This window comes from Streptomyces sp. DH41, assembly GCF_029813785.1.
In the GTDB taxonomy this organism is placed as follows: Bacteria; Actinomycetota; Actinomycetes; order Streptomycetales; family Streptomycetaceae; genus Streptomyces.
In genome coordinates, this window is the sequence record NZ_JARVKY010000024.1 from 65,090 (window position 1) to 91,221 (window position 26,132).

Here is a 26,132-nt window from a genome sequence, read left to right on the forward strand (position 1 = left end):
TTGCTCACGACTCCCCCTGTTCGTCCGGCACGACCATCGTGCCGATGCCCTCGTCGGTGAAGATCTCCAGCAGGATCGAGTGCTGGACCCGCCCGTCGATGACGCGGGCGGTGGTGACGCCGCCCCGTACGGCGTGCAGGCAGCCCTCCATTTTCGGCACCATGCCGCTGGACAGCTCGGGCAGCAGCTTCTCCAGCTGTGAGGCGGTGAGGCGGCTGATCACCTCGTCGGAGTTCGGCCAGTCCTCGTAGAGGCCCTCGACGTCGGTGAGGACCATGAGGGTCTCGGCGCCGAGCGCCGCAGCGAGTGCCGCAGCCGCCGTATCAGCATTGACGTTGTAGACATGTCCGTCGTCCTGGGAGCGGGCGATCGAGGAGACGACCGGGATGCGGCCGTCGGCGAGCAGGGCCTCGATGGCGCCGGTGTCGATCTCGGTGATCTCACCGACCCGCCCGATGTCGACGAACTCGCCGTCGATCTCGGGCTGGTGCCTGGTGGCAGTGATGGTGTGCGCGTCCTCGCCGGTGAGGCCGACCGCGAAGGGGCCGTGCTGGTTGAGCAGCCCGACCAGCTCGCGCTGCACCTGCCCGGCCAGCACCATGCGTACGACGTCCATGGCGTCCTCGGTGGTGACGCGCAGGCCGGCCTTGAACTCGCTGACGATGCCGTGCTTGTCGAGGGCGGCGCTGATCTGCGGCCCGCCGCCGTGCACGACGACGGGCTTGAGGCCGGCGTGGCGCAGGAAGACGACGTCCTGGGCGAACGCGGCCTTCAGGTCCTCGTCGATCATGGCGTTGCCGCCGAACTTGATGACGACGGTCTTGCCGTGGTGCCGGGTCAGCCAGGGCAGCGCCTCGATGAGGATCTGCGCCTTGGGGAGCGCGGTGTGCTTCCTCGTCGTACTCATGAGCTGTACGCGCTGTTCTCGTGGACGTAGTCGGCGGTGAGGTCGTTGGTCCAGATGGTGGCCGTGGCGTCCCCGGCGGCGAGGTCGGCGACGACGTGGACCTCGCGGTAGCGCATGTCGACCAGCTCGCGGTCCTCGCCGACCCCGCCGTTCTTGCAGACCCAGACGCCGTTGATGGCGACGTTGAGCCGGTCGGGCTCGAAGGCGGCGGAGGTGGTGCCGATGGCGGAGAGCACGCGGCCCCAGTTGGGGTCCTCGCCGTGGATGGCGCACTTGAGCAGGTTGTTGCGGGCGATGGTGCGGCCCACCTGGACGGCCTCGTCCTCGGTCGCGGCGTTCACGACCTCGACCCTGATGTCCTTGCTGGCGCCCTCGGCGTCCCGGATGAGCTGCTGTCCGAGGTCGTCGCAGACGGTGCGGACGGCCTCGGCGAACCCGTCGTACTCCGGGGTGATGCCGGAGGCACCGGAGGCGAGCAGCAGCACCGTGTCGTTGGTGGACATGCAGCCGTCGGAGTCGACGCGGTCGAAGGTGACCCGGGTGGCGTCGCGCAGGGCGCGGTCGAGCACCCCGGTCTCCAGGTCGGCGTCGGTGGTGAGGACGACGAGCATGGTGGCCAGGCCCGGCGCGAGCATGCCGGCGCCCTTGGCCATGCCGCCGACGGTCCAGCCGTCCTTCGTCACCACGGACGTCTTGTGCACGGTGTCGGTGGTCTTGATGGCGATGGCGGCCTTCTCGCCGCCGTACTCGGACAGCTGACCGGCGGCCGTCTCCACGCCCGGGAGCAGCTTGTCCATGGGGAGCAGTACGCCGATGAGTCCGGTGGAGCAGACGGCGACCTCTCCGGCGCCCGTCCCGAGCACCTCGGCGACCTTCTCGGCGGTGGCGTGGGTGTCCTGGAAGCCCTTGGGGCCGGTGCAGGCGTTGGCGCCGCCGGAGTTGAGGACGACGGCGGACAGCTGCCCGCTCTTCAGCACCTGCTCGGACCACAGGACCGGCGCCGCCTTGACCCGGTTGGAGGTGAAGACGCCCGCTGCGGCGCGGCGGGGGCCGGTGTTGACCACGAGTGCCAGGTCGGGGCCACCGCTGTCCTTGATCCCGGCGGCGATGCCGGCCGCCGTGAACCCCTTTGCTGCCGTCACACTCACGGCGCGACTCCGATCGTCGTCAGTCCGGTGGTCTCGTCGAGACCCAGGGCGATGTTCATGCTCTGGACGGCACCGCCCGCGGTGCCCTTGGCCAGGTTGTCGATGGCGCTGATGGCGATGATGCGGCCCGCGGCGGCGTCGTACGCGACCTGGACCTGAACGGCGTTGGAACCGTAGACGGACGCGGTCGCGGGCCACTGGTCCTCGGGCAGGAGGTGCACGAAGGGCTCGTCGGCGAAGGCCTTCTCGTAGGCGGCGCGGACGGTCTCGGCGGTGACACCGGGCTTCGCCCTGGCGGTGCACGTGGCGAGGATGCCGCGCGGCATCGGCGCGAGGGTCGGCGTGAAGGAGACGGAGACCGGCTCGCCGGCGACCGCGCCGAGGTTCTGGATCATCTCGGGGGTGTGCCGGTGGCCGCCGCCGACGCCGTACGGCGACATGGAGCCCATGACCTCGCTGCCGAGCAGGTGCGGTTTGGCGGCCTTGCCCGCGCCGGAGGTGCCGGAGGCGGCGACGATCACCGCCTCGGGCTCGGCGAGCGAGGCGGCGTACGCGGGGAAGAGCGCCAGGGACACGGCGGTCGGGTAGCAACCGGGCACCGCGACGCGCTTGGACCCCTCCAGCGCGGCGCGGGCAGCCGGCAGCTCGGGGAGGCCGTAGGGCCAGGTGCCGGCGTGCGGGGAACCGTAGAACCGCTCCCAGTCACCGGCGTCCTTCAGCCGGAAGTCGGCGCCCATGTCCACGACCAGTACGTCCGGCCCGAGCTGCTCGGCGACGGCGGCGGACTGCCCGTGCGGCAGCGCGAGGAAGACCACGTCGTGTCCGGCGAGCACCTCCGCCGTGGTCGGCTCCAGGACCCGGTCGGCCAGCGGCAGCAGATGCGGCTGCAGCGCACCGAGCCTCTGGCCCGCGTTGGAGTTGCCGGTCAGGGCGCCGATCTCGACCTCGGGGTGTGCGAGGAGCAGACGCAGGAGCTCACCGCCCGCATACCCGCTCGCTCCGGCCACCGCCGCACGTACCGTCATGGGAAACCCTCCTCCTAGATGGCATGACTATACGTTTCCCTGCACGTTTATGCAATCGCTCCCCGTGCCACCGGCAGTGTGCGGCCCGCGCGCCCGAGTTCGCGTGGCGGGCACGGGCCTCAGCTCTTGACGTGCTCGGCGATCCGCAGGGCGGCCTCGGCGGGTGTGAGGTGCGTGGTGTCGACGACCTCGGCCTCGTCGTGCAGCCACGTACGGGCCGCCTCCGCATAGGGCTCGAGGTATGCGAGCCGGAAGGAGGAGGGGCCGAGGACGGTGTCGCCCTCGATGCGTCCCCGGAGGGTTTCCTGGTCGGCGTGGAGGACGAAGTGCCGGACCGGAATGGAATGCCGGGCGAGGCCCGCGCCGATCTCACGCCAGTACCGCTCGACCAGGACCGTCATGGGCATCACCAGGGTGCCGCCGGTGTAGTCGAGTACGTGGCGGGCGGTCTCGACGACGAGCGTCCGCCACGGCGGCCAGTGCTGGAAGTTGTCCGACCCGGGCCCGGGCAGCCCCGGCGTGATGTCCATGAGTGTCTCGCCGACCTTCTCGGCGTCGAACACCCGCGAGTCCGGGATCAGCCGCTGCACGAGTGCGCCGGTCGTCGTCTTGCCCGCGCCGTGGGTGCCGTTGAGCCATACGATCATGGGACCCCACGCTAACGCCGTGCGGGCCGCGGGGAAGGGCACTTGGGCGAGGAGGGCGACCCGGTGGGGTGCGCCGGGTTCCGGTCCTGGGACGACCCCGCGTACCGGCGGAGCCGTCCCAGGCCGATCCCGGTGGTTACCGCTGCCTGATCCGCAGGAAGGTCACCGAGTTCGCCGGGAAGGTGTACGTGAACTCGCTCGCCACTCCGGAGAAGGTCGACCGCACCGGGGTGACCGGTGTGTCCGTCTCGGTGTTGACCGCGTCCGGGTCGGCGGCCAGCGTGGTCACGCGGGCCTTGGCGGCGACCTTGGCGCCGCCGAGGTCGACGGCGGTGCGGGCCGCCGTGTCCTGGGCGTTGACGACCTTGACGATCAGGTCGCCGGTGCGCGCGTCCTCGGTGACGATCTGACGGAACGGCTCGGCCGGCTTGTCGTCGGTGAAGCCGCCCCACTCCTCGCCGTCGAGGTAGAGGGTCACCTGGCGGCCCCGCACCTTGATGTCGATGTCGTAGGCGCGGCCCGTCTCGATCGATCCGGCCTTGGACAGGAGCGTCGACTTGCCACCGTCCGACGCCTGCTCGACGGCGGACTGGGTGTTGTTCCAGCCGCCCAGGTTCCACCAGTAGTAGTTGCCGGTGTCCTTGACACCGAAGGCGACGAGGAAGCCCTCGTTGCCGGACTTCTTGGTGGCCTTCACATGCAGGTCGTAGTTCTCCCAGGTCGGGTCGCCGGCCGTGACCAGGGTGTTCTCGGCGGCGGCGTCGGTCTGGACGTACTGGCCGTCCTGGACGGTCCAGCTGCCGGTGCCCGAGTGGGCCCACTGGGACGCGTCACCGGAGAAGTCGTCGCTCAGGAGGGTCTTCCCGTCGGCCGAGGTCACCTTCACGTCGTCGTACGCCGCGCTGGTCGCCCAGGTCGACAGGCCGACGGCGCCGGTGATGGGGCCGCTGACGGTCGGTGTGCCGGTCGCCGTCGAGGGGACGACGCGGTCGCCGGTGTTGTTCATGAAGAGTTTCTGGACCTCGTAGTTGGCCGAGTTCCAGGACGCGTGGTTGTTGAACCAGATCATGTCCGGGCTCCACTGCACGTAGTCCTCGTTGGCGAGCAGCGGGGCGTACGAGGCGAGCTTGACGATGTCCGCGTTGCGCTCCAGGCCGGTCATGAAGGCGGCCTCGGACAGCGCGTTCTTCCAGGCGTTGCCCTGGGAGGCGTACTCGCCGAGGAAGACCTTGGGGCCGTTCCTGTCGTACGAGTCGTAGCGGTCGTTGTTCTTCAGGAACCACTGCGGGCTGTTGTAGTAGTGCTCGTCGACCATGTCGACGCCGGCCTCGCGGTTCAGCTGCCAGGCGGTGTCGAAGGTGGTGCCGGAGTCGTCCGGGCCGGAGTTGGAGACGACGGTGATGTCCGGGTACTCGGCCTCGATCGCGGCGCGGAACTCCTTGAAACGGGCCATGAACTCCCGGGGGAGGTTCTCCTCGTTGCCGACCCCGATGTGGGTGAGGTGGAAGGGCCTGGGGTGGCCCATCTCGGCGCGCTTGGCGCCCCACTCGCTGGTGCGGGGGCCGTTGGCGAACTCGATGAGGTCCAGGGTGTCCTGGATGTGCCGCTTCAGCAGCGCGTCGTCGTCGGTGGCCTTGTTCTGGCCGCACCCGGTGACCAGGGCGGGGACGACGGGCAGCGGCATGGCGCCGATGTCCTCGGCGAAGCGGAAGTACTCGTAGTAGCCGAGGCCGTAGCTCTGGTTGTAGCCCCAGAAGTTGGCGTTGGTGGCGCGCTCCTCGACCGGTCCGATGGTGTCCTTCCACTGGTAGCTGCGTTCGCGCTGCCAGCCGCTCGCCTCGCTGTAGTCCTCCATGGAGCCGGTGTTGACCAGGCAGCCGCCGGGGAAGCGCAGGAAGCCGGGGTCGAGGGCCTCGATCTTCTCGGCGAGGTCCTTGCGCAGGCCGTTGGACTGGTGCTTGTAGGTGTCCCGGGGGAAGAGGGACACCATGTCGAGGGCGGCGGGGGCGGTGGTGGCGACGGCGAGGCGGCCGTGGCTGCTGGTGCGGGTCGCCTTGAAAGTGGCGGTGTACTTGCGCCACTTCCCCTTCGCGGCGACCTGGCGGACCTTCGCGAGCGTGCCCGCGGCGTCCCGGAGGGTGACGGTGAGGGTCGCGCCGCTCTCGGCGCGGGCCCACACGGAGAAGTCGTACTTCTTGCCCTTCTCCACCCGGACGCCGGTGTTGTAGCCGGCGTTGGTGACGGACGAGCCGGCGCCCAGGGAGAGGTAGTTGCGGTTGCGCTCGTTGAGGCGGCCCTCGTCGTTCACGACTTCTGCCGCCCCCTCGGCCGCCCAGGAGGTGAGCGGCGTGTAGGAGGCGTTGTCGGCGGTGGAGTACTCGAAGGACCGGTTCTGCACGAGTTCGGCGTACAGGCCGCCGTCCGCGGCCCGGTTGATGTCCTCGTAGAAGACGCCGTACATCGTGTCGTCGATCGCGGCGCCCTCGGCGGCCGGGTCGACGGTGATCGCGTAGTCGGTGACGGCCTCCGCGTGCGCCGGCGACGGCAGCAGGGCCGAGGCGGTCAGGAGGGCGGTGACGCTGAGACCGAGTCTCCAGCGGGTGCGTGACATGGATACTCCGCGGCTCTCACTAGGTCGTTCGAAATATCGGACGTTGGTCAGCACTTCGAACGGCAAGATAGGGAGGGGGCGGAGGCGCGTCAATGGGTCGCGCGGCAACCAACGGGCCGGAGACGGAAAGCGGGTGGAAATGGGCGAGTTGTGGCCGGTTCCCGATGTGCTGGCGTATCTCGCGGGCCGGTGGCGCACCGAGCGGTCGGTGCGGGATCTGGCGAGCGGCGCGGAAGGCAGCTTCGAGGGGACCACGGCTTTCGACGCGCTCGCCGGCGGCGGGCTGCTGAGCCGGGAGACCGGGGGCTTCACCTGGCAGGGCGTGACCCGCCCCGCCGAGCGCACGCTGCGCTACGAGCCGGGTGCCGCACCGGGCACCGCCGACGTGCGCTTCGCGGACGGGCGGCCCTTCCACGGCCTGGACCTGGCCTCGGGCCGTCATGTGGCCGACCACCCGTGCGCAGCCGACCTCTACCGCGGCGAGTTCACCGTCCGGGACGAGGACCACTGGCGGACCGTGTGGCGCGTGGGCGGCCCGGCCAAGGACCTGCTGCTCACGACGGACTACGTCCGTGAGACGCCGGATCCCCGGGCCGCCGGGCAGGCGTCCGCGGATCTCTAGCTAGGCGGCCATCCCCTCGAAGCGGAGGTTCCAGCGGCCCGCGCGGCCCGTGACCGTGGTCGTCGACAGGGGCCGCACGTCCAGGTTCCAGTAGGTCGCGGGCGGCGCCTTCAGGACGTACACCAGCGCGGCCCGGATCACGGACGGCTCGGCCACGGCGACGATCCGGTCGCCGTCCGCGCCGGGACGGGTGTCGAGCCAGCCGCCGACCCGGGAGATGAACGCCAGCAGCGGCTCCCCGCCGTGCGGGGCCGTCCGGGGGTCGGCGAGCCAGGCGTCCACGGCCGCCGGCTCGCGGGCCATGGCCTCGCCGAGGGTCAGCCCGCGCCAGCGGCCCATGTCGCACTCCCGCAGGGCGAGTTGCACGAGCGGCGCGCAGCCGAGGGCGTCCCCGGTGGCGCGGCTGCGGGGCGTGGGCGAGCAGTAGCGCAGCTCGGCCGCCGCGAGCGGCAGCAGGTGGCCCGCGGCGCGCAGCGCCTCGTCCCATCCGGCCTGGTCCAGCGGCCGGTCGTCGTCGAAGCGCTCCGCGAGCAGCGGTGAGCTGCGTGCGGCCGCGACGAACGTGACCCGAAGCGCCATGCGGTGATGGTGCTGCGCGGAGGTAAGCAGGTCAAGGGGTGTTACCTGCGGGTTACCGAGGGTGTGCCACGGCTCACTGGCCGAAGGCGAGCACCATCCACTGGTCCGGCCGGTCCAGCGCCGTGAAGCCGAGCTTCTCGTAGACGCCGTGCGCGTCGTGCGTGGCCAGCAGGAGGCGCCGCGGCCCGTCCGGCCGCACGTGTTCGCGTACCGCCGCGACCAGCGCCGTACCGAGTCCCTTGCCGCGCACCGAGGGGTCGACGTACACGTCGCACAGCCAGGCGAAGGTCGCCCGGTCGGTGACGACCCGGGCGTACGCCACCTGCTCCCCGGACGCCACGTCGTAGATCCCGAAGTTGAGCGAGTTCTCGACCGCCCGGTCGTGCTTGTCCCGGGGGCGTCCGAGGGCCCAGTACGCGTCGGTGGACAGCCAGTGGTGCACGCGCCCTGCGTCGATCCGGTGCGGGTCGGTGGAGATCTCGTAGCCCTCGGGGAGGGGCGGCGTCGCCTTCATGCCGGGATGCTCGCAGGAGGGGTGAGTCCGCGTCGACCTTTTTTGGACCTCCGCTCGCGGGGCTCCGCTCATGGACTCCACTCATGGGCCCCAAGTCATGGACGTCCGCCCCACACCTCCGCGCAGGCCGTGCGCAGGCGTCGTACCCCTTCCGTGATCTCCCCCGCGCCCGCGACCGCGGCGAAGCTCAGCCGCAGGTGGGCGGCCGGGGGTTCGGCGCTGAAGTACGGGCGGCCGGGAGTGATGGCGACGCCCGCGCGCAGGGCGGCCGCGGCGAGGGCGCGCTCGTCCGTACCCTCGGGCAGCCGCGGCCACAGGTGGTAGCCGCCCGACGGGATGTGAGGCAGCGACACCTCGGGCAGGTGCAGGCGCAGCGCGGACGTCATCGCGTCCCGGCGGGCCTTCAACTCCGCGGAGATGGCGCGCAGATGGCGCGGCCAGGCGGGCGAGCCGACGAGTTCCAGCGCCGCCTCCTGGAGGGGCCGGGGCACGAAGAAGGTGTCGACGACCTGGATGGCCCGCAGCCGCTCCAGCACCGGCCCGCGCGCGGCCAGGGCACTCACCCGGAAGCTGGGTGAGGTCGCCTTGGTCAGCGAGCAGACGTGGACGACGACACCGTCCGGGTCGTCGGCGGCGAGCGGGGCGGGCAGCGGGCCCGCGTCCTCGTGCACCAGTCGTCGTACGAAGTCGTCCTCGACGACGAAGGCACCGGCCTCGCGGGCGATGCGCAGCACCTCGCCGCGCCGCTCGGGGGCGAGCACGGCACCGGTCGGGTTCTGGAACAGCGGCTGGCAGACGAAGACGCGGGCGCCGGTCGCCCGGAAGGCGTCGGCGAGCAGGGCCGGGCGCACTCCGTCCGCGTCCACCGGGACCGGCACCGGACGCAGGCCGGCCGTCCGCGCGATGGCCAGCATGCCGGGGTAGGTCGGGGACTCGACGAGGACGGGGGTGCCGGGCGGGGCGAGGGCGCGCAGAGCGGTGGTCAGCGCGGACTGGCCGCCCGCGGTGATCAGTACCTCCGCCGCCGTGATGGCCCCGCCGATGCCCCGCGCGAACCACTCCCGCAGCTCCGGCAGCCCGTCCATCGGCGGCCTGCCCCACGCACCGGGACGCCGCCCGGCCCGGGAGAGCGCCGCCGCCATCGCCCGTTCCGGCTGCAGTGACGGGTGCAGATAGCCGCCGTTGAACTCCACGACCCCGGGCGGCGGGGCGGTCAGCGAGACCAGGACTCCGGAGGCGTCCACCGAGCGCGGTACGAGGTCGGCGGCACCGTCGGCGCTGAGCGCGACCTCCTGCCACGAGGTGTCTCCCGAGGGCGCGGCCGGCTCGCGCCGCTGGGCGCGGAACGCCCCGGCGCCGGGCCGGGTGACCACCAGCCCCTCGGCGGCCAGCTGCGCCAGGGCGCGGGAGACGGTCACGGGGCTCACCCGGAACCGGTCGACGAGCGCCCGGCTGGACGGGAGCTTTCCGCCGGGTGAGTAGCGGTCGAGTTCCCGTCGAAGCTGGTTCGCCAGTTCAGCGACGCTGCTACGCTCGTACATGAGAGCAAAGAGTAGCGCTATCAGCTCGATGACGATAGCAGTTGGCAGTCCGAGCACTCCGAGTGGTCCGAGCAGCAGTCCGGACAGCCCGGGAAGCCGGCACACCGCCCCAGGCCCTCGCTCCTTCGGCACCCTCCAGGCCGCCCTCGGTGTCGTCGCCTTCTCGCTCACCTTCCCCGCCACCGCCTGGGGGCTGGAGGGCTTCGGGCCCTGGTCCCTGATCGCCGTGCGCAGCATCCTCGCCGCGGTGATCGCCGGCGTTTGCCTGCTGGCGCTGCGGGTGTCGCTGCCCGAGCGCCGGCACTGGTTCGGGCTCGCGGTGGTGGGCGGCGGCGTCGTCCTGGGCTTCCCGCTGCTGACCACGCTCGCCCTGCAGACCTCCACCACCGCGCACGCCGCCGTCGTGGTCGGCCTGCTCCCACTGACCACCGCGCTGCTGTCCGCGCTGCGTCTGGGCACCCGTCCTTCGCGCACCTTCTGGTTCGCTGCCCTGGCGGGTGCGGCGGCCGTGCTCGCCTTCACCGTGCAGCAGAGCGGCGGCGCCCTGACCACGGCCGACGCCCTGCTCTTCGGGGCGCTGCTGGTGTGCGCGGCCGGCTACACCGAGGGCGGCCGACTGGCCCGGGTGATGCCGGGCTGGCAGGTCATCGGGTGGGCGCTGGTGCTGTGCCTGCCGCTGACCGTGCCGATGACCGCCGTGGCGCTGTCGTTCGAGCCGGTGCGGCTGACGGCGCACAGCGTGACCGGGCTGCTGTGGGTCGCGGTGGGCTCGCAGTTCCTCGGCCTGGTCGTCTGGTACCGGGGCATGGCGGCCATCGGTGTGCCGAAGGCCAGCCAGTTGCAGCTGGCCCAGCCGCTGCTCACACTGGTGTGGTCGGTACTTCTCCTGGGCGAGCACCTGACGGTGGCCGCTCCGCTGACAGCCGCGGCGGTACTGGTCTGCATCGCGGTCACCCAGCGGGCCCGGGGCTGAGCGGCACACACAGGTGAGGAGGCCTCACGCATGCGAGCAACCAAGGGCGACCAGCTGGTCCAGCACGGCCGGGTGGTCGGCGAGCACGACAAGGTGGCGGAGATCGTCGAAGTCATGGGCGAGGAGGGCGCTCCCCCGTACCGGGTCCGGTTCCAGGACGGGCACGAGGCGGTGTGCTCGCCCGGCCCCGACTCCGAGATCCGGCACAGGGAGATCCAGCTGTAGCCGAACCCCGGCTGTGGCGGACGGCTGTCCTACCGCGGACGGCTGCCCTACCCGTCCACCCGTCGTGCCTTTCCTGCCCGTCCTACCCGTCCTGGCGCGGGGTGCCGGCCGCCTGCGCATAGTGGTCGGCCCGCACCCGTGCCATCGCGCCGAGCCGGTCGTCGGCGATGTCCTTCGCCGCGAAGAAGACGTGGCCGCGTACCTCCGGATGGTTCCGCGCCAGTGTGAGGTGCCGGGACAGTTCGGCCGGGTCCTGCCAGGCGGCGGGCTGCGCCGGGTCGCCGGCCTTGTACAGCGCCTCACCGATGTACAACCGCGTCCGGCTGCCCTTGGCCACCTGCGCCCACCAGGGGAGCAGCTTGGCGTAGTCGGCGGCGTCCAGACCGATGTTCCAGTACAGCTGCGGCACGATGTAGTCGAGCCAGCCCTCTCGCACCCACTTGCGGGTGTCCGCGTACAGGTCGTCGTACGTCTGCACCCCCGCCCGGGTGTCCGAGCCCTTCGCGTCGGTGGCCGCGTTGCGCCACACCCCGAACGGGCTGACCCCGAAGCGGGCGGCCGGCCGGACCTTCTTCACGCGGGCCGCCGTCTCACGCACCAGCAGGTCGATGTTGTTCCGCCGCCAGGCGGCCCTGGTGGCGAAGCCGCTGCCGTAGGTGCTGTACGTACCGCCGTCGTCGAAGCTCCGGCCCGCCACCGGATAGGGGTAGAAGTAGTCGTCGAAGTGGACACCGTCCACGGCGTACTTCTCCACCGCGTCCATCATCGCGTCCTGGACGAAGGCCCGGACCTCGGGGAGCCCCGGGTCGTAGTAGAGCTTCCCGCCGTACGGCACCACCCACTCCGGGTGCTTGCGCGCGGGGTGGGTGGGCACGAGCTGGGCCGGGTCGTCGTGCGTGGCGACGCGGTACGGGTTGAACCAGGCGTGCAGTTCCAGGCCGCGGGCGTGGGCCTCCTTCACGGCCGTGCCCAGCGGGTCCCAGCCCGGGTCGCGGCCCTGGCTGCCGGACAGGTACTGCGACCAGGGTTCGTACGCCGACGGCCAGAGCGCGTCGGCCGCCGGCCGCACCTGGAAGATCACCGTGTTGAGACGGTGCCGGACCGCCGTGTCGAGGTGCTCGACGAGTTCCGCGCGCTGCTCCGCGGCGCGCAGCCCCGGGCGGGTGGGCCAGTCGCGGTTGGCCACCGTGGCCAGCCACATGCCCCGCATCCCGGTGGCGACGCGGCGGGCGTGCGGTGCGGCGGCGGGGCCCGGTGCCGCCGGCGGGGTCTGTACGCCGGACGGTACCGGCGCCGCCGACGCCCCGGGCGCCATGGTGAACGCCGACAACGCCGCCACCGCGAAGGCACGACGCGAGACACGGCCCATGGGAGAACCTCCTGAACGCTGTGGATCCGCGCGGTCACGGATCGTGGAAGGTCTCCCAGCATGCCCGACCCGGAGGACGGATCCGTGTCCATTCGGAGGTAACGTGCACGATCGGAGCAGGCGCCGGGGACCCCGGCACACCTGCCTCAGTCGTGGAGTCAGCGAAAGGGACGATGTGACCGGCATCTCGGGAGATATCGCACGTGTCGGCGTGGTGGGCTGCGGCCAGATGGGGGCGGGCATCGCCGAGGTGTGCGCCCGCTCCGGTCTGGAGGTGATGGTCGCCGAGACCACCGGCGAGGCTCTGGAGATCGGCCGGACCCGGCTGTACAACTCGCTCACCAAGGCCGCCGAGCGCGGCAAGATCACCGAGGAGGAGCGGGACGCGACCCAGGCGCGGCTGAGCTTCACCACCGACCTCGGCGAGTTCGCCGACCGTGACCTGGTGATCGAGGCCGTCGTCGAGAACGAGCAGGTGAAGACCGAGATCTTCCAGGTGCTCGACCAGGTCGTGACCCGGCCGGACGCGATCCTGGCCTCCAACACCTCCTCGATCCCGCTGGTGAAGCTGGCGGTCGCCACCTCGCGGCCCGACCACGTCATCGGCATCCACTTCTTCAACCCGGCCCCGGTGCAGCAGCTCGTCGAGCTGATCCCGGCGCTGACCACCTCCGAGGGCACGCTCAGCCGGGCGCAGCTCTTCACCGAGAAGGTGCTGGGCAAGCACTCCATCCGCGCCCAGGACCGCTCGGGCTTCGTGGTCAACGCGCTGCTGATCCCCTACCTGCTCTCCGCGATCCGGATGTTCGAGTCGGGCATCGCCAGCCGCGAGGACATCGACAACGGCATGGAGATGGGCTGCGCCCACCCGATGGGCCCGCTGAAGCTGGCCGACCTGATCGGCCTGGACACGGTCGCCTCGGTGGCGTTCTCGATGTACGAGGAGTACAAGGAGCCGCTGTACGCCGCGCCCCCGCTGCTCCAGCGCATGGTCGACGCGGGGCGGCTGGGCCGCAAGAGCGGGTCGGGGTTCTACTCGTACGGCTGACACGGCAGTTGTTGGCCCGGCCTGGTGCTCCGGGTCGGGCCCCACTGACGGGCGAATTTTCCCTCACGACGCTTTTCTGTCACACCCATCCGACTTCTCGACCGTCTTGGTGAAGGAGACGACCAGACGCTTCATGGCGTCGGCGTCCCTGTGGTCGGAGCCGTAGGCCTGAATTGCGGTGTACAGCTCGTTCCCGTACTTCTCGTCGACGCAGTCTTCCGTCTTGCCGAACGCCTGCCAGTCGGAATACACGTATCGCCCCCTGTACGCGGTCTCCTCCACCTCGTCGAGGGTCTGGCTGCGGAGCCAGTACGCCGTGTCAGCGCCGTCCGGCCACCAATCCTGGACCGTTCTGACGGCGAGCTTCCCGTCCACGGACACATCGCACCAGGTCGACGCGGGGTTGATGTCGGTTTTGACGGAGAGCTCCTGCCCCGGCGGGAGGAACGGAGTCAGCTCCTTGGCGTCGATCCGTATGCCGCAGAAGGTGTTCGGCACGGAGTAGTCCCTGGTTTTTTCCTCGGCACCGCAACCTGTGACCGCGAGGGCCAGGACTGCAAGCACGATGGCGGCGAAGGCCGTCCCGGAGCGTGGTCCGGTGACCGATCGACGGCAGGTCATGGTGGTGCCTTTCGGAACTGCTCGGTTTCGGAGGAAGGTGTCGTTGAAGAAGGATGTCGCGGCGTCCGGGTTGTTGGCGAGGGCCTTGAGGTAACCGGTCCCGGGTTTCAACCGGTGTCCGTGCCCGTGTCGTTGAGCATCGTGTCGGGGACTCGGGCACCCCGTGATCACGCAGAGCGACGTCCCGCGGGCCCGGTACCTGTCGAGGTGCCGGGCCCGCGGCATTCACACGGCGTGTGCGACTCGGGCTCGCATATGCCGTACGCACACTCTCCCCACTCGCCCACCAGGCGGGTTGACTCACCATGCACATGCAAGGGATGTGAGACGACTACGGAAAGGAGCGGTTCGTGACCGCCGATCCCGAGCATTCCGTCGCCCAGGGAGAACTCGCGGAGTTACGACGCCGGCTGGACGTGGCCTACGCCCGCGTCGAGGGCGGGCTGGCCCTGCTCTCCCACCGCACCGAGGAGGCCGCCAAGGAGCTGGAGGACCTGAACGCACGGCTGACCACCCTGGAGCACGCCCGCTGGCCACTGCCCGCGGTCACGGTCGTGACGGCCGTGGGCGCCCTGGTCGTGGCGGTCTGGCAGGCCCTTGGACACTAGGCACCGCCACCGCTCCGGCCGGGCGGGGTGTCCTGGCCGAGCCTGAGGTGGTGCAGCAGGAGTAACGCGGCCGCCATGTTGGCGGCCGGGACCTCCCCGCGGGCGACCATGTCGGGGACGAGCTTGAGCGGGACCCATTCCCGGCGGTCCGACTCGAAGTCGTCCACGGGGTGGCCGACGTACGCTCCCTCGTCGGCCCAGTAGATGTGGTGCCGGGCGTCGGTGAGCCCGTTGGACGGCTCCACGCTCATGAGGTGGCGCAGTGGTCCCGGCCGCCAGCCGGTCTCCTCCTCCAGTTCCCTGGCCGCGGCCACCGCGATGTCCTCGCCGTCCTCGACGACACCGGCCGCGAGTTCCCAGCCCCAGCTGTCGGTGATGAACCGGTGCCGCCACAGCAGGAGAACCTCGCTCGCCTCGTTGACGACCGTGGCCACCGCCACGGGACGCATCCGGATGAGGAAGTGGTCGAGATGCCGGCCGTCCGGTAGCCCGACGTCGGCGAGATTGACGCTGAACCAGCGGTTTGAGTACACAGTTTGTTCGTTCTGTTTCGTCCACTGCACGGTTCTGCCACCTTCCTTGAGTAGGTGGCAATATCGCAGCAGCAGCGGCCCGGCAGCAGGCGCACGACGGCCGCTCATGGCGCGGCGGTGGCGCGGGGTGGCCCGGGCCGGGAGGTCAGAGCGGTACGCGCAGTGCGCCGTCGATGAGTTCGGCGGCCTCGGCGGTGCCCGCGCACCCGTTGCGCACCAGGTGCTCGCGTACCGCGCGGAGTCTGTCGCGCAGGCGCTGGGACTCCATGCCACGGGCCTGTTCGGCCATCCGCACCGCGGTGGCCGCCGCCTTGTCGGCGTTGCCCTGCCGCAGTTCGATCGTGCTGAGGATGGCGAGCCGGTGCACGCGGCCCCGGTCGTGCGCGGGGTTGTCGACCGCCGCCGCGGCGTGCTCTCCGGCCGCCGCGAGTTCGCCGAGGCTGAGCAGGGCCTCGGCGACCTGGACGTTGACCAGGCCGGGCTGGACATAACCGGTCTCGTCGGGTTCGTGACCGCGCCGGATGCGTTCGGCGGCCTGCTCGGCCCGCCGGATGCAGGACAGCGCGCTGGTGCCGTCGCCGAGGTGGGCGTAGGCTTTGGCCTGCATCGCGTACAGGTCGGAGCCGAGCGCCGGGGTGATGTGCCGGCCGGCGGCGCGCAGGGCGGCCTCGGCGAAGGCGACGGCCTGCCGGTTCTCCCGCATGAACAGCGCCTGGTTGACCAGCAGCGCTATGACGTAGGCGCCCAGGCCCCGGTCGCCGCTGGCCTTCGCGAGCCGCAGGGCCTGGTGGAAGTAGCGTTGCGCGAGGCCGTGCGCGTCGGAGTCGTACGCGCAGATGCCGGCGACCGCGACCAGTCCGCCGGTGGCCCGGTGGAGCTGGCGGCCGGTGGCGTCGGTGTAGCCGCCGCGCAGCAGCGGGGCGGCCTCGGAGTTGAGGAAGCCGACGATGCGGGCACGGGTCGCCATGCCGCCGGCCTTGCGGTACATCTGCTCGTAGTGGGCGCGGGCGCAGCGCAGCATCTCCAGGTCGGCCGCGGTGACCCGGTGCCGGCCGCCGCGGGAGACGTCCACGTCCTCGGGCGGGTTCTCCCACTCCCACACCGGCATCACGGCGGGCGTCCCGGTGAGCGCGGGGGCGCCGAGGATGTGCGGGCGCCGCTGCTGGTCGGAACGCCACAGGGCGGTCGCGCGTTCCACGAACCCGGACAGTGAGCCGGTGTGCGCGGAGGCCGGTTCGCCGGGCACGCCGAGGCCGATGTCGTCGAGTGTGACGGGCCGGTGCAGCCTGGACGCGAGGACCTCGCAGATCAGGTCGGGCACCTGGCCGCGCGGCCGCTGCCCCTTCAACCACCGTGCGACGGCGGTGTGTTCGTAGCGCAGCGCGAGCCCGCGCGCTCGCCCCGCCTGGTTGACGTGCGCGGCCAGTCCCGCGTGCGAGATCCCGGCCTCGTCCAGGATCGCGTCGAGCAGGGTGTTGGGCTGCATGGGTGCCCCCCGGTGACTCGGTGCCGACAGCGTAGTGCGTCGGTCCTCACACGGGGTGTGAACGGAGTACGCGCATCCGTGGCGTGCGTGCGCTGTCGGGGAGAGTTCCCGGGCCGGTTGACTGAGCTGCCTCGAAAGAGGCCGGCCGGGCCGCCGGCTCCCCCTCGTACAGTGCGGCGGCCCGTGTCCACGCCGTCCGCCCTGCCACCTGCCCGACACTCCGCGGCGGGGCGGACGGCTCCGCCGGTTTCGCGGTACGGCTGATCGCCGTTCAGTGTGCGGGTGCGCTGTCGAGTGCGGCTCCGCGCCCTTGAAGGAACGTCACCTTGACGCCGAGAAGGGACGCGGGGAACTGCGCGACCAGCCACCGACTGCCCGCAGCCGCCGAACCGGCGGGAACCCCACGCCCCTTGGGCGGACCGTCAGCTCCGGAGCACCGCTCCAACACGCTCGCCCGCGAGGGCGACCGCCGCATCGCGGGCCGCGGAGGCCTCGTCGACCGTCAGCGTCCGGTCCCCCGCGCGAAAGCGCAGCGCGTACGCCAGGGACTTGCGTCCCTCGCCCAGCTGCTCCGCGTTGTCGTAGACGTCGAACAGCCGGATGGACTCCAGCAGTTCACCCGCGCCCTCGCGCAGCGCCGCCTCGACCTCCGCCGCCGGCACGAACTCGTCGACCACCAGGGCGACGTCCTGCGTGGCCACCGGGAACGTGGAGATGCCCGGCGCCTGCGGAGTGTCGTCGCCGACCCGCTCCACGGCGTCGAGGTCCAGCTCCATCGCGCAGGTCCGCGCGGGCAGCCCCAGCGTCTTGAGGACGCGCGGGTGCAGCTCACCGGCGTGTCCGACGACCCGCTCGGCGCCGTCGACGGTGACCGTCAGCTCGGCGCAGCGGCCCGGGTGCCAGGGGCCGTACTGGCCCTTGCGGGTGCCCAGTTCGGCACCGGCCTCGCGGGCGACGGTCCGGGCGGCCTCGACCGCGTCGGCCCAGTCGGCCGGACGGCCCTTGTCCCACCAGCCGGCCTGCTCGCGGGCGCCGGTCAGGACGACGGCGACGTGCCGCGGCTGGTCGGGAAGCGCGGCGTCCAGCGCGGCGAGGTCGTCCTCGCCGGGGCGCCGGTCGACGGGCAGGTTGGCGGCGATCTTCCGCTCGTCACGCGGGTGGAAGACCAGGCCGGTCTCGAAGAGCGCGAGGTCGTGTGCGCCCCGCCCGTCGTTGCGGCGCAGCGCGCCGAGCAGGCCCGGCAGCAACGTGGTCCGCAGCGCGGGCTCCTCGTCGCTGAGCGGGTTGACCAGCTTGACGACGCGGCGGGCCGGGTCGTCGGCGTCCAGCCCGAGCTGGTCGAAGACCCGCTCGCTGACGAACGGGTAGTTCGGCGCCTCGACGTAACCGGCGCCGGCCAGCGCGCGGCCGACACGGCGGTGCAGCCGCTGCCGGGAGGTCAGACCGCGGCCCGCCGGGGGCCTGGGCAGCGTGGAGGGCAGGTTCTCGTAGCCCTCCAGGCGGATGACCTCTTCGGCCAGGTCGTTCGGGTCGGTGAGGTCGGGCCGCCAGGACGGGACGGTGACGATCAGCTCGTCCTGGCCGTACACGTCGCAGCCGACCTGCTGCAGGCGGCGTACGACGGTCTCGCGGCCGTACTCCACGCCCGCGACCTTGTCCGGGTGGTCGGCCGGGACGCTGATGGTGTGCGGCGCGGACGGGGCGCTGATCTCGGTGACCCCGGCCTCGGCGGTGCCGCCCGCGAGCAGCACCAGCAGGTCGACGGTGCGCTGCGCGGCAGCGGCGGCGGCCTGCGGGTCGACGCCGCGCTCGAAGCGGCGGGAGGCCTCGGAGGAGAGCTTGTGGCGGCGGGCGGTGCGGGCGATGGCCACCTGGTCGAAGTGGGCGGCCTCGATGACCACGTCGGTCGTCGCGTCGCCCCCGTTCTCGGCGGCGTCGTGGTCCGCGATCTCCGTGTTGGCGCCGCCCATGACGCCGGCGAGGCCGATCGGGCCGCGGTCGTCGGTGATGACGAGGTCCTCGGCGTGCAGCTTCCGCTCGGTGCCGTCGAGGGTGACGATCTTCTCGCCCTCCTCGGCCCGGCGTACGCCGATGGTGCCCTGGACCAGGGAGCGGTCGTAGGCGTGCAGCGGCTGGCCGAGCTCCATCATCACGTAGTTGGTGACGTCGACGGCGAGCGAGATCGGGCGCATGCCGACCTTCTGCAGCCGGCGCTGGAGCCAGATCGGGGAGCGTGCCTCGGTGCTGAGGCCGGTCACCGTGCGGGCGGTGAAGCGGTCGCAGCCGGTGGGATCGGCGATCTTCACCGGGTAGCCGTAGGCGTTCGGTCCTGGCACGTCGAGCAGGGCCGGGTCGCGCAGCGGCAGGCCGTAGGCGATGGCGGTCTCGCGGGCGACGCCGCGGATGGACAGGCAGTCGCCTCGGTTGGCGGTCACCGCGATGTCCAGGACCTCGTCGACCAGTTCCAGCAGCTCGATGGCGTCCTTGCCGACCTCGGTCTCCGGCGGCAGCACGATGATGCCGTGGGTGCCGTCGTCGCCCATGCCCAGCTCGTCGCCGGAGCAGATCATGCCGTGGGACGTCTTGCCGTAGGTCTTGCGGGCGCTGATCGAGAAGCCGCCCGGCAGGGTGGCGCCGGGGAGGACCACGACGACCTTGTCGCCGACGGCGAAGTTCCGGGCGCCGCAGACGATCTCCTGGGGCTCGCCGGTGCCGTTGGCCTGTCCGACGTCGACGGTGCAGAAGCGGATCGGCTTCTTGAAGCCCTCCAGCTCCTCGATGGTCAGCACCTGGCCGACGACGAGGGGGCCCTTGAGGTCGGCACCGAGGTGTTCGACGGTCTCGACCTCGAGTCCGGCCGAAATGAGCTTGGCCTGGACGTCGCGGCCGGTCTGCGTGGCCGGCAGGTCGACGTACTCCCGCAGCCAAGAAAGCGGGACCCGCATCAGATCTCCATCCCGAACGGCCGGGTGAAGCGCACGTCACCCTCGACCATGTCTCGCATGTCCTCGACGTTGTGGCGGAACATCAGCATCCGCTCGATGCCGAACCCGAAGGCGAAGCCGCTGTACTTCTCCGGGTCGACGCCGCAGGCGGTGAGCACCCGCGGGTTGACCATGCCGCAGCCGCCGAGCTCGATCCAGCCTTCGCTGGAGCAGGTGCGGCAGGGCCGGTCGGGGTTGCCGACGGACGCGCCCTTGCAGACGTAGCAGAGCATGTCCATCTCGGCGGACGGCTCGGTGAAGGGGAAGAAGTTCGGCCGCAGCCGGGTCTTCATCTCCGCGCCGAAGAGCGACTGGACCATGTGGTCCAGGGTGCCCTTGAGGTCGGCCATGGTCAGGCCCTCGTCGATGGCGAGCAGCTCGACCTGGTGGAAGACCGGGGTGTGCGTGGCGTCCAGCTCGTCGGTGCGGTACACGCGGCCGGGGCAGATCACGTAGACCGGCAGCTCGCGGGCGAGCGCGGAGCGGATCTGCACGGGCGAGGTGTGGGTGCGCAGCACGACGCCGGACTCGGTGCCGCCGCCCGGGCCCTCGACGAAGAAGGTGTCGGCCTCGCCGCGGGCCGGGTGGTCCGGGCCGATGTTCAGGGCGTCGAAGTTGAACCACTCGGCCTCGGCCTCGGGGCCCTCGGCGACCTCGTAGCCCATGGCGACGAAGACGTCCTCGATGCGCTCGGAGAGCGTGGTGAGGGGGTGGCGGGCGCCGGCCGGTACGCGGTCGTAGGGCAGCGTGACGTCCACGGCCTCCTCGACCAGGACGCGCGCGTCACGCTCGGCCTCCAGCTCCTCCTGGCGAGTGGCCAGCGCCTTGTTCACGGCGCCGCGGGCCATGCCGACGCGCTTGCCGGCCTCGGCCTTGGCCTGCGGGGGCAGGGCGCCGATCTCTCGGTTGGCCAGCGCCAGCGGGGAGGTGCCGCCGGTGTGGGCGACCTTGGCCTCCTGGAGCGCGTCGAGGGAGCTCGCTGCGGCGAAGGCGGCGAGCGCCTCGTCCCGCATGCGCTCGATCTCTTCCGGTTTCAACGCCTCGACCTCGACAGGGTCGTAAGACTTATTCGGTGCCGACATCTCTTCCCGTGCTTCCGATTGTCCCCCAGCTGTCGCTGGGAGGTGCCCCGTGCTGATGGTCCCCGTCACCGGCTCGTGGACGAAGCGTCCGTGTGACGCGGCATCTCCGTGACGGAGCGTCTCCGTCCGATCGTCTCCGTCCGAGCGTCTCCGCCTGCAGGACACAAAGGTGCCAGAGGCCGAGTCTAACGGGGTGAAGGAAGGCGAATGCGCCCGTGGGGTCCCGGACCGTCTCAGGTGAGATACGCGGGAGCCGCCACGGGCAACGTAAATCGGAACTGGGCGCCGCCGCCGGGGGCACGGCCGACCGTGATGGTGCCGCCGTGGGCCTCGACGATGCCCTTGACGATGTACAGCCCGAGGCCGGTGCCACCGCGCTTGCTGCCCCGCCAGAAACGGGTGAAGACGCGGTTCATGGACTCCTCCGGGATGCCGGCCCCTTCGTCGCTCACCGTGACCGACGTGCCGGCCTCCTCCCCTTCGCGGGGGGACGCCGTGGGCGTGACGTCAATGGTGACGGTTCCCTCGCCGTGCCGCACGGCATTTTCCAGCAGGTTGCTCAGTACCTGGTCGACCTTGTCGGGATCGGCCCACAGGTCGGGCAGCGGCCGGCCGAGGCGGAGCAGGAAGCGGTCGGCCTCCTGGCCGGCGGCGACGTAGGCCTGGATGTGGCGGCCGACGGCGGCGCCGATGTCGACGGGCTGGCGGCGGACCTCGAGGCGGCCCGAGTCGATGCGTGAGATGTCCAGCAGTTCGGCGATGAGCCGGGTGACGCGGTCGGCGTCGGCGTCGACGGTCTCCAGCATGAGCCGCTTCTGGTCGTCGGTGAACCGCTCCCACTTGGCCAGCAGCGTGGCCGTGAAGCCCTTGACGGAGGTGAGCGGGGAGCGCAGTTCGTGGGCGACGGTGGCGATCAGCTCGGCGTGGCTGCGCTCGGTACGGCGGCGTGCCTCGGTGTCCCGCAGGGTGACGACGACGCGGTGGACGGGGCCGGTGGGCTCGGTGCGGACGTAGCGGGCGCAGACGAGGACCTCGCGGCCGCCGGGGAGGAGGAGGTTGCGCTCGGGCTGGCGGACGCGGATGGCGAGGCCACCGTAGGGGTCGGTCAGCTGCCACCAGCGCCGGCCCTCCAGATCCTCCAGGGGCAGGGCCTTCTCCAGGCGCTGCCCGAGGGCTTCGGCGGCGGGGGTGGCGGTGATGCGGGCGGCGGCGGCGTTGAAGCAGATGACGCGGCCGTGCTCGTCCGCGACGACCAGACCGTCGGGCAGCTGGTCCGGGTCGATGCCGAGGTCGGCGAGATCGCCGGGTGTGCGGGGCGCGGGCGGACGCGGCGCCTGCCGTGCTCCCGGTGCGCTGCTCGTGCCGACGCTCATCCCCGTACCCCACCTCTCAACCGCGCAGGGGCCTTGAGCTGGTCACCCTACTAGCTCTCGGTGACGGAGCGGCACCCTCCGGCGGCGCGCTGTGCACGCGCCGACGCGTAGAGACATACGGCGGCGGCGGTGGCGAGGTTCAGACTCTCGGCCTTCCCGTGGATCGGGACGCGCAGGACGGCGTCGGCGAGGGCGCGGGTCTCCTCCGGGAGCCCCCAGGCCTCGTTGCCGAACACCCAGGCGGTGGGGCCGCCCATGGTGCCCTCGTCCAGCTCGGCGTCGAGGTCGTGCTCGCCCGCGCCGTCGGCGGCGAGGACGCGCACTCCGGTGTCCCTCAGGCCCGCGACGGCCCGCTCGACGGGTACGCCGACGGCGACGGGGAGGTGGAACAGGGAGCCGACGGAGGCGCGTACGGCCTTGGGGTTGTACAGGTCGACGGAGGCGTCGGTGAGCACGACGGCCTCGGCGCCGGCGGCGTCGGCGCAGCGCAGCACGGTGCCGGCGTTGCCGGGGTCGCGGACGTTGGCGAGGACGGCGACGAGCGCCGGGCGGGCGGCGAGGATCTCGTCGAAGGGGGTGTCCAGGAACCGGCACACCCCGACCAGGCCCTGCGGGGTGACGGTGGTGGAGATGTCCTCGATCACCTGCTCGGCGGCGAGGTGGACGCGGGCGCCGGCGTCGCGGGCGGCGCCGATGATGTCGGCGTAGCGCTCGGCGGCCTCGACTGTGGCGAACACCTCGACGAGCGTGGCGGCGTCGTCGGCCCGGTGCGCCGCCGCCTCCCGCACGGCCTGCGGCCCCTCGGCGAGGAACAGCCGCTCCTTGCCCCGGAAGTTCCGCTTCCCGAGCCGCCGCGCGGCGGCGACACGGGGAGAACGGGGAGAGATCAGCTCGGGGCTGGCGGGTCGCACTCTTGCTCACCTTCACGTTTTGATCGACGGGAACTACAACGCGCCCCCGGGGGGCGCGGGGCTGTAGCCCCGTGCGGCTCCGCCGCGTGGGCGCGACCAGCCACAACGCGCCCGCGGTGGACGACGAACCGAACGACGGCAATCGAAGGGACCCGCAGGCTTCAAGCCTGCGGGTCCCTTCGACGACGGCTCAGAACCGGCGCGGCGTCACGCGGCCTTCGGCGCGTTCACGTCGCTCGGCAGCGCCTTCTGGGCGACCTCGACGAGCGCGGCGAACGCGTTCGGGTCGTTGACGGCCAGCTCGGCGAGGATCTTGCGGTCGACCTCGACGTTGGCGGCCTTCAGGCCCTGGATGAAGCGGTTGTACGTGATGCCGTTGGCGCGGGCAGCGGCGTTGATGCGCTGGATCCACAGCTGGCGGAAGTCACCCTTGCGCTTCTTGCGGTCGTTGTAGTTGTAGACCAGCGAGTGGGTGACCTGCTCCTTGGCCTTGCGGTACAGGCGCGAACGCTGACCGCGGTAGCCGGAGGCCTGCTCGAGGATCGCCCGGCGCTTCTTGTGGGCGTTGACTGCCCGCTTGACGCGTGCCACTTTTTAACTCCTTGTAGCGGGGCCGCGGTGGTCCTCACGCGGCCCGGTATCGATTGGGTCCCGGTCCTGACGTACGGCGCTCAGTGAGGCGCCGCGACGTCACTTGCCGAGAAGCTTCTTGATCTTCGCGGCGTCGCCCGGGGCCATCTCGGCGTTGCCGGTGAGGCGACGCGTCACACGGGACGACTTGTGCTCGAGCAGGTGGCGCTTGCCGGCGCGCTCACGGAGCACCTTGCCGGAGCCGGTGATCTTGAAGCGCTTGCTGGCACCGCTGTGCGACTTGTTCTTCGGCATAGCGCCGTTCTCTCCTCGTCGGTGGCGCTCCGATGCCCGGTCGTGAAACCGGGCACGGATGGAGCGTCGCTCTTGTATCGGTTACGTCCTGGGGACGGTGTCCCCGGGGGTCACGCGTCGGCGGGAGCCTCGGCCTGCACCTCGGCAGGAGCCTCGGCTTCCACGTCGTCGTCGGACTCCGCGGCGTTCTGCGACTTGCCGGGGTTGGCCTTCGCGTCCGCCTTGCGGGCTTCCTGCGCCTGGCGAGCCTCGGCCATCGCCTCGGTCTTCTTCTTGTGCGGACCGAGGACCATGATCATGTTCCGGCCGTCCTGCTTCGGGTTCGACTCGATGAACCCGAGGTCGGCCACGTCCTCCGCGAGACGCTGCAGCAGTCGGTAGCCGAGCTCCGGCCGGGACTGCTCGCGACCACGGAACATGATCGTGATCTTGACCTTGTCGCCCTGCTTGAGGAACCGGACGACGTGACCCTTCTTGGTGTCATAGTCGTGCGGGTCGATCTTCGGCCGGAGCTTCATCTCCTTGATGACCGTGTGCGCCTGGTTCTTGCGCGCCTCACGGGCCTTCATGGCCGACTCGTACTTGAACTTCCCGTAGTCCATGAGCTTGCACACGGGCGGACGGGCGTTCGCCGCGACCTCGACGAGATCGAGGTCGTACTCCTGCGCAAGCTCCAGGGCCTTGGCAAGCGGGACAATCCCGACCTGCTCGCCGCTGGGACCGACAAGTCGCACCTCGGGAACGCGAATCCGGTCGTTGATGCGGGGCTCGGCGCTGATGGATCCTCCTCGGTAGCACCACGCGACGGTCTGGCGGACAGCCGCGTAACGTCTGTGTTCGATAGACCTAACCGCGCCGGCGCAACAAAAATGCCCCGGACGATCACAGGCGGGGCTCCTCGGACTACTACCGGAGCACCGCCGCGATGGCCGCGGGGCGCGATTTCGGGCCGGTCGCCGCCGCTGGGACGGGACCGCCTGACCGGTGACCCGCCGTCCGTGGGACGGCCAGGTGGGAGTTCGGAGCCTCCACTTGTGGGCCGGGCTCGCTGCCGTGGGGGCGTGCGTGTCCGACCGGTCGTTACACAAGGTTAGCAGCTCCGGAACGCGTGCGCTAACCGGTGTCGCCCGCCCCTCCTGCTGTCAAGAGTGCCGGTGCGGGGCCCTATCGTGTGCGGCATGAGTGAGACCCCTCCTGAGACGCCCGACTTCGACGCCATGACCCGCGACATCGCCGAGGTCCCGGCGGTCGAGGTGATCGTGACGGTCGCCGTCAACCTGATGAGCGCCGCCGCCGTGAAGCTGGGCCTGACCGAGGAGGGCGAGTCGCACAAGGACCTGGACGAGGCCCGCAAGCTGGTGCACGCGCTGGCCGGTCTGCTCGACGCGACGGCGACCGAGATCAGTTCCTTCCACGCGGCTCCGCTGCGCGACGGCCTGAAGTCGCTCCAGCTGGCCTTCCGCGAGGCGTCGCTCGTCCCGGACGAGCCGGGCCAGGGTCCGGGCGAGAAGTACACCGGCCCGATCTACGGCTGAGCCGTCGTCTCTACGGCTGAGCCGTCATCGTGACCGTCGGCGTCACCGTCTGAGCTGACCCAGAGCTGATCCCGCACGTACAAGGGCTCGCCCGGCGGCGTCGCCCCGGCCGGCAGCAGTGCCAGGTCGAGGCCGCGCTCCAGGCGGGCCCTCAGCGTTTCGTCGGCGGCCAGTCGCCCGGCGACGTCCCGGGCGGCCTTCGCCCCGTCCACCGCGGGGTCCAGGAGCAGCGCCAGCGTGCCGTCCGCCGGTCCCGGCCCGAGGTGCGCGCGGAGCACGGCCGGCTCGGCGGCCACGGCGGCGCGTACGGCCCGGGTGACGGCCGGGTCGGCGAGCGGATCGGTCGTCGTACGGCCCTCGGCCAGCGCCAGCAGCACCTTTCCGGTCAGCTCGAACGGCACCGGCCCGGCCAGGTCCAGTACGACCGTGTCCGCCTTCTCGTGCGCGGCGGCCCGCAACGCCTGGTGCACGGGTACGGCGACGGGGCGGGCGCCGGGGTCCCAGCGGGCGAGCGAGTCGGTGGACGTGAAGGCGGGCAGGGCGGTACGGCCGCCGGCCTTCAGGGTCGGCACCGCCATGTCGCTCGTCTTCTCGCGGCGCAGCCCGTTCTCGTCCTCTTCGACCTCACCGAGGACGGCCACGACCGGCACGAGCAGCCGGGCCCCCTTCAGCGCTTCCAGCACGGGCGCCAGAGCGGTGCGGTCCTCGGCCCAGGCGGCGAGCGCCGCGCTCAGCCGGGGGTCGGCGGAGCCGTCGTCGTCGGAGTAGCCGGAGTCGGGGATGTTCTTGTTCGCCACGGTCCCCGAGCCTATCGGGGGGCGCACGCGCGCCCGGGTGCGGGCGGCGTCGTATCGTCGTCGGCCTCGGTACCCGTGGGCGGGGAGGCATCGGTGGAGACGGTCGGG

General features: G+C 71.5%; 26 protein-coding genes. 6 read left to right on the forward strand and 20 right to left on the reverse strand.

Features of this window, described 5'->3' with window-relative positions; all coding sequences use genetic code 11:
• Positions 1-4 precede the first annotated feature (4 nt).
• The 5 genes from argB to QC283_RS31235 form a co-directional block, all read right to left on the reverse strand.
• Entirely contained in the window at positions 5-907 is a 903-nt protein-coding gene (argB, locus tag QC283_RS31215) for an acetylglutamate kinase (RefSeq protein WP_279565088.1), read from the reverse strand.
• Complete coding sequence (gene argJ, locus QC283_RS31220) at positions 904-2,055, reverse strand: bifunctional glutamate N-acetyltransferase/amino-acid acetyltransferase ArgJ (RefSeq protein WP_279565089.1); 1,152 nt, start codon at positions 2,053-2,055, stop codon at positions 904-906. The genes argB and argJ overlap by 4 nt, the downstream gene beginning before the upstream one ends.
• On the reverse strand, positions 2,052-3,080 hold the full coding sequence (argC, locus tag QC283_RS31225; protein WP_279565090.1) for an N-acetyl-gamma-glutamyl-phosphate reductase: 1,029 nt from the start codon (positions 3,078-3,080) through the stop codon (positions 2,052-2,054). The genes argJ and argC overlap by 4 nt, the downstream gene beginning before the upstream one ends.
• Positions 3,081-3,199: 119 nt before the next feature.
• On the reverse strand, positions 3,200-3,727 hold the full coding sequence (locus tag QC283_RS31230) for an ATP-binding protein (RefSeq protein ID WP_279565091.1): 528 nt from the start codon (positions 3,725-3,727) through the stop codon (positions 3,200-3,202).
• A gap of 136 nt (positions 3,728-3,863) precedes the next feature.
• Positions 3,864-6,338, reverse strand: coding sequence for an alpha-L-arabinofuranosidase C-terminal domain-containing protein (locus tag QC283_RS31235; RefSeq protein ID WP_279565092.1), 2,475 nt, complete (start codon positions 6,336-6,338; stop codon positions 3,864-3,866).
• 139 nt (positions 6,339-6,477) lie between these two features.
• Here QC283_RS31235 and QC283_RS31240 point away from each other — a divergent pair, with 139 nt between their 5' ends.
• Positions 6,478-6,960 carry a DUF6314 family protein gene (locus QC283_RS31240; RefSeq protein WP_279565093.1) on the forward strand — a complete coding sequence of 161 codons (483 nt, stop codon included), beginning with the start codon at positions 6,478-6,480 and terminating at the stop codon, positions 6,958-6,960.
• On the opposite strand, the gene QC283_RS31245 is transcribed toward QC283_RS31240, so the two are convergent.
• From QC283_RS31245 to QC283_RS31255, 3 genes are all read right to left on the reverse strand, one after another.
• Complete coding sequence (locus QC283_RS31245) at positions 6,961-7,539, reverse strand: histidine phosphatase family protein (RefSeq protein ID WP_279565094.1); 579 nt, start codon at positions 7,537-7,539, stop codon at positions 6,961-6,963.
• Positions 7,540-7,612: 73 nt separating this feature from the next.
• Positions 7,613-8,053, reverse strand: a complete 441-nt coding sequence (locus QC283_RS31250) for a GNAT family N-acetyltransferase (RefSeq protein ID WP_279565095.1) — start codon at positions 8,051-8,053, stop codon at positions 7,613-7,615.
• A gap of 95 nt (positions 8,054-8,148) precedes the next feature.
• The gene (locus tag QC283_RS31255; protein WP_279565096.1) at positions 8,149-9,594 is read right to left on the reverse strand and encodes an aminotransferase-like domain-containing protein; all 1,446 of its coding nucleotides are present in this window, start codon (positions 9,592-9,594) and stop codon (positions 8,149-8,151) included.
• On the opposite strand from QC283_RS31255, the gene QC283_RS31260 reads away from it, so the two are divergent.
• Entirely contained in the window at positions 9,593-10,567 is a 975-nt protein-coding gene (locus tag QC283_RS31260; RefSeq protein WP_279565097.1) for a DMT family transporter, read from the forward strand. The genes QC283_RS31255 and QC283_RS31260 overlap by 2 nt on opposite strands.
• A gap of 30 nt (positions 10,568-10,597) precedes the next feature.
• Complete coding sequence (locus tag QC283_RS31265; protein ID WP_279565098.1) at positions 10,598-10,792, forward strand: DUF1918 domain-containing protein; 195 nt, start codon at positions 10,598-10,600, stop codon at positions 10,790-10,792.
• An 82-nt stretch (positions 10,793-10,874) separates the two neighbouring features.
• On the opposite strand, the gene QC283_RS31270 is transcribed toward QC283_RS31265, so the two are convergent.
• On the reverse strand, positions 10,875-12,161 hold the full coding sequence (locus tag QC283_RS31270) for a glycoside hydrolase family 10 protein (RefSeq protein ID WP_279565099.1): 1,287 nt from the start codon (positions 12,159-12,161) through the stop codon (positions 10,875-10,877).
• Between the two features lie 175 nt (positions 12,162-12,336).
• On the opposite strand from QC283_RS31270, the gene QC283_RS31275 reads away from it, so the two are divergent.
• The gene (locus QC283_RS31275) at positions 12,337-13,209 is read left to right on the forward strand and encodes a 3-hydroxybutyryl-CoA dehydrogenase (RefSeq protein ID WP_279565100.1); all 873 of its coding nucleotides are present in this window, start codon (positions 12,337-12,339) and stop codon (positions 13,207-13,209) included.
• Positions 13,210-13,272: 63 nt separating this feature from the next.
• Here QC283_RS31275 and QC283_RS31280 read toward each other — a convergent pair whose 3' ends face one another.
• The gene (locus QC283_RS31280) at positions 13,273-13,941 is read right to left on the reverse strand and encodes a hypothetical protein (protein ID WP_279565101.1); all 669 of its coding nucleotides are present in this window, start codon (positions 13,939-13,941) and stop codon (positions 13,273-13,275) included.
• Positions 13,942-14,180: 239 nt separating this feature from the next.
• On the opposite strand from QC283_RS31280, the gene QC283_RS31285 reads away from it, so the two are divergent.
• A complete protein-coding gene (locus tag QC283_RS31285; protein WP_279565102.1) occupies positions 14,181-14,438 on the forward strand; it encodes a hypothetical protein in 258 nt (85 codons plus the stop codon).
• On the opposite strand, the gene QC283_RS31290 is transcribed toward QC283_RS31285, so the two are convergent.
• The 9 genes from QC283_RS31290 to infC form a co-directional block, all read right to left on the reverse strand.
• Positions 14,435-15,001: an NUDIX hydrolase gene (locus QC283_RS31290; RefSeq protein ID WP_279565103.1), complete on the reverse strand. Its 567-nt coding sequence runs from the start codon at positions 14,999-15,001 to the stop codon at positions 14,435-14,437. The two genes, QC283_RS31285 and QC283_RS31290, sit on opposite strands and share 4 nt — an antisense overlap.
• Before the next feature lie 115 nt (positions 15,002-15,116).
• Positions 15,117-16,457: a transcriptional regulator gene (locus QC283_RS31295; protein WP_279565104.1), complete on the reverse strand. Its 1,341-nt coding sequence runs from the start codon at positions 16,455-16,457 to the stop codon at positions 15,117-15,119.
• A 422-nt stretch (positions 16,458-16,879) separates the two neighbouring features.
• Entirely contained in the window at positions 16,880-19,402 is a 2,523-nt protein-coding gene (gene pheT, locus QC283_RS31300) for a phenylalanine--tRNA ligase subunit beta (RefSeq protein ID WP_279565105.1), read from the reverse strand.
• The gene (gene pheS / locus QC283_RS31305; RefSeq protein WP_279565106.1) at positions 19,402-20,523 is read right to left on the reverse strand and encodes a phenylalanine--tRNA ligase subunit alpha; all 1,122 of its coding nucleotides are present in this window, start codon (positions 20,521-20,523) and stop codon (positions 19,402-19,404) included. The genes pheT and pheS overlap by 1 nt, the downstream gene beginning before the upstream one ends.
• A 233-nt stretch (positions 20,524-20,756) precedes the next feature.
• On the reverse strand, positions 20,757-21,896 hold the full coding sequence (locus QC283_RS31310; RefSeq protein ID WP_279565107.1) for a sensor histidine kinase: 1,140 nt from the start codon (positions 21,894-21,896) through the stop codon (positions 20,757-20,759).
• Between the two features lie 50 nt (positions 21,897-21,946).
• Positions 21,947-22,807, reverse strand: a complete 861-nt coding sequence (locus tag QC283_RS31315) for a TrmH family RNA methyltransferase (RefSeq protein WP_279565108.1) — start codon at positions 22,805-22,807, stop codon at positions 21,947-21,949.
• Between the two features lie 207 nt (positions 22,808-23,014).
• Complete coding sequence (gene rplT, locus QC283_RS31320) at positions 23,015-23,398, reverse strand: 50S ribosomal protein L20 (RefSeq protein WP_003977226.1); 384 nt, start codon at positions 23,396-23,398, stop codon at positions 23,015-23,017.
• Between the two features lie 99 nt (positions 23,399-23,497).
• Entirely contained in the window at positions 23,498-23,692 is a 195-nt protein-coding gene (gene rpmI / locus QC283_RS31325) for a 50S ribosomal protein L35 (protein ID WP_003977225.1), read from the reverse strand.
• Positions 23,693-23,802: 110 nt separating this feature from the next.
• Positions 23,803-24,471, reverse strand: a complete 669-nt coding sequence (gene infC / locus QC283_RS31330; protein ID WP_279565157.1) for a translation initiation factor IF-3 — start codon at positions 24,469-24,471, stop codon at positions 23,803-23,805.
• Between the two features lie 399 nt (positions 24,472-24,870).
• On the opposite strand from infC, the gene QC283_RS31335 reads away from it, so the two are divergent.
• Positions 24,871-25,227, forward strand: coding sequence for a DUF1844 domain-containing protein (locus tag QC283_RS31335; protein WP_279565109.1), 357 nt, complete (start codon positions 24,871-24,873; stop codon positions 25,225-25,227).
• Here QC283_RS31335 and QC283_RS31340 read toward each other — a convergent pair.
• Positions 25,218-26,024: an SseB family protein gene (locus QC283_RS31340; RefSeq protein WP_279565110.1), complete on the reverse strand. Its 807-nt coding sequence runs from the start codon at positions 26,022-26,024 to the stop codon at positions 25,218-25,220. The two genes, QC283_RS31335 and QC283_RS31340, sit on opposite strands and share 10 nt — an antisense overlap.
• Positions 26,025-26,132: the final 108 nt, after the last annotated feature.

Coding starts and splice junctions, on each gene's coding strand:
- argC (WP_279565090.1), bottom strand. CDS start 3,080: ATGACGGTACGTGCGGCGGTGGCCGGAGCGAGCGGGTATGCGGGCGGT.
- QC283_RS31240 (WP_279565093.1), top strand. CDS start 6,478: ATGGGCGAGTTGTGGCCGGTTCCCGATGTGCTGGCGTATCTCGCGGGC.
- QC283_RS31295 (WP_279565104.1), bottom strand. CDS start 16,457: ATGCAGCCCAACACCCTGCTCGACGCGATCCTGGACGAGGCCGGGATC.
- QC283_RS31255 (WP_279565096.1), bottom strand. CDS start 9,594: ATGTACGAGCGTAGCAGCGTCGCTGAACTGGCGAACCAGCTTCGACGG.
- rpmI (WP_003977225.1), bottom strand. CDS start 23,692: ATGCCGAAGAACAAGTCGCACAGCGGTGCCAGCAAGCGCTTCAAGATC.
- QC283_RS31260 (WP_279565097.1), top strand. CDS start 9,593: ATGAGAGCAAAGAGTAGCGCTATCAGCTCGATGACGATAGCAGTTGGC.
- QC283_RS31250 (WP_279565095.1), bottom strand. CDS start 8,053: ATGAAGGCGACGCCGCCCCTCCCCGAGGGCTACGAGATCTCCACCGAC.
- QC283_RS31335 (WP_279565109.1), top strand. CDS start 24,871: ATGAGTGAGACCCCTCCTGAGACGCCCGACTTCGACGCCATGACCCGC.
- argB (WP_279565088.1), bottom strand. CDS start 907: ATGAGTACGACGAGGAAGCACACCGCGCTCCCCAAGGCGCAGATCCTC.
- QC283_RS31230 (WP_279565091.1), bottom strand. CDS start 3,727: ATGATCGTATGGCTCAACGGCACCCACGGCGCGGGCAAGACGACGACC.
- pheT (WP_279565105.1), bottom strand. CDS start 19,402: ATGCGGGTCCCGCTTTCTTGGCTGCGGGAGTACGTCGACCTGCCGGCC.
- pheS (WP_279565106.1), bottom strand. CDS start 20,523: ATGTCGGCACCGAATAAGTCTTACGACCCTGTCGAGGTCGAGGCGTTG.
- QC283_RS31265 (WP_279565098.1), top strand. CDS start 10,598: ATGCGAGCAACCAAGGGCGACCAGCTGGTCCAGCACGGCCGGGTGGTC.
- QC283_RS31245 (WP_279565094.1), bottom strand. CDS start 7,539: ATGGCGCTTCGGGTCACGTTCGTCGCGGCCGCACGCAGCTCACCGCTG.
- QC283_RS31310 (WP_279565107.1), bottom strand. CDS start 21,896: ATGAGCGTCGGCACGAGCAGCGCACCGGGAGCACGGCAGGCGCCGCGT.
- QC283_RS31270 (WP_279565099.1), bottom strand. CDS start 12,161: ATGGGCCGTGTCTCGCGTCGTGCCTTCGCGGTGGCGGCGTTGTCGGCG.
- QC283_RS31235 (WP_279565092.1), bottom strand. CDS start 6,338: ATGTCACGCACCCGCTGGAGACTCGGTCTCAGCGTCACCGCCCTCCTG.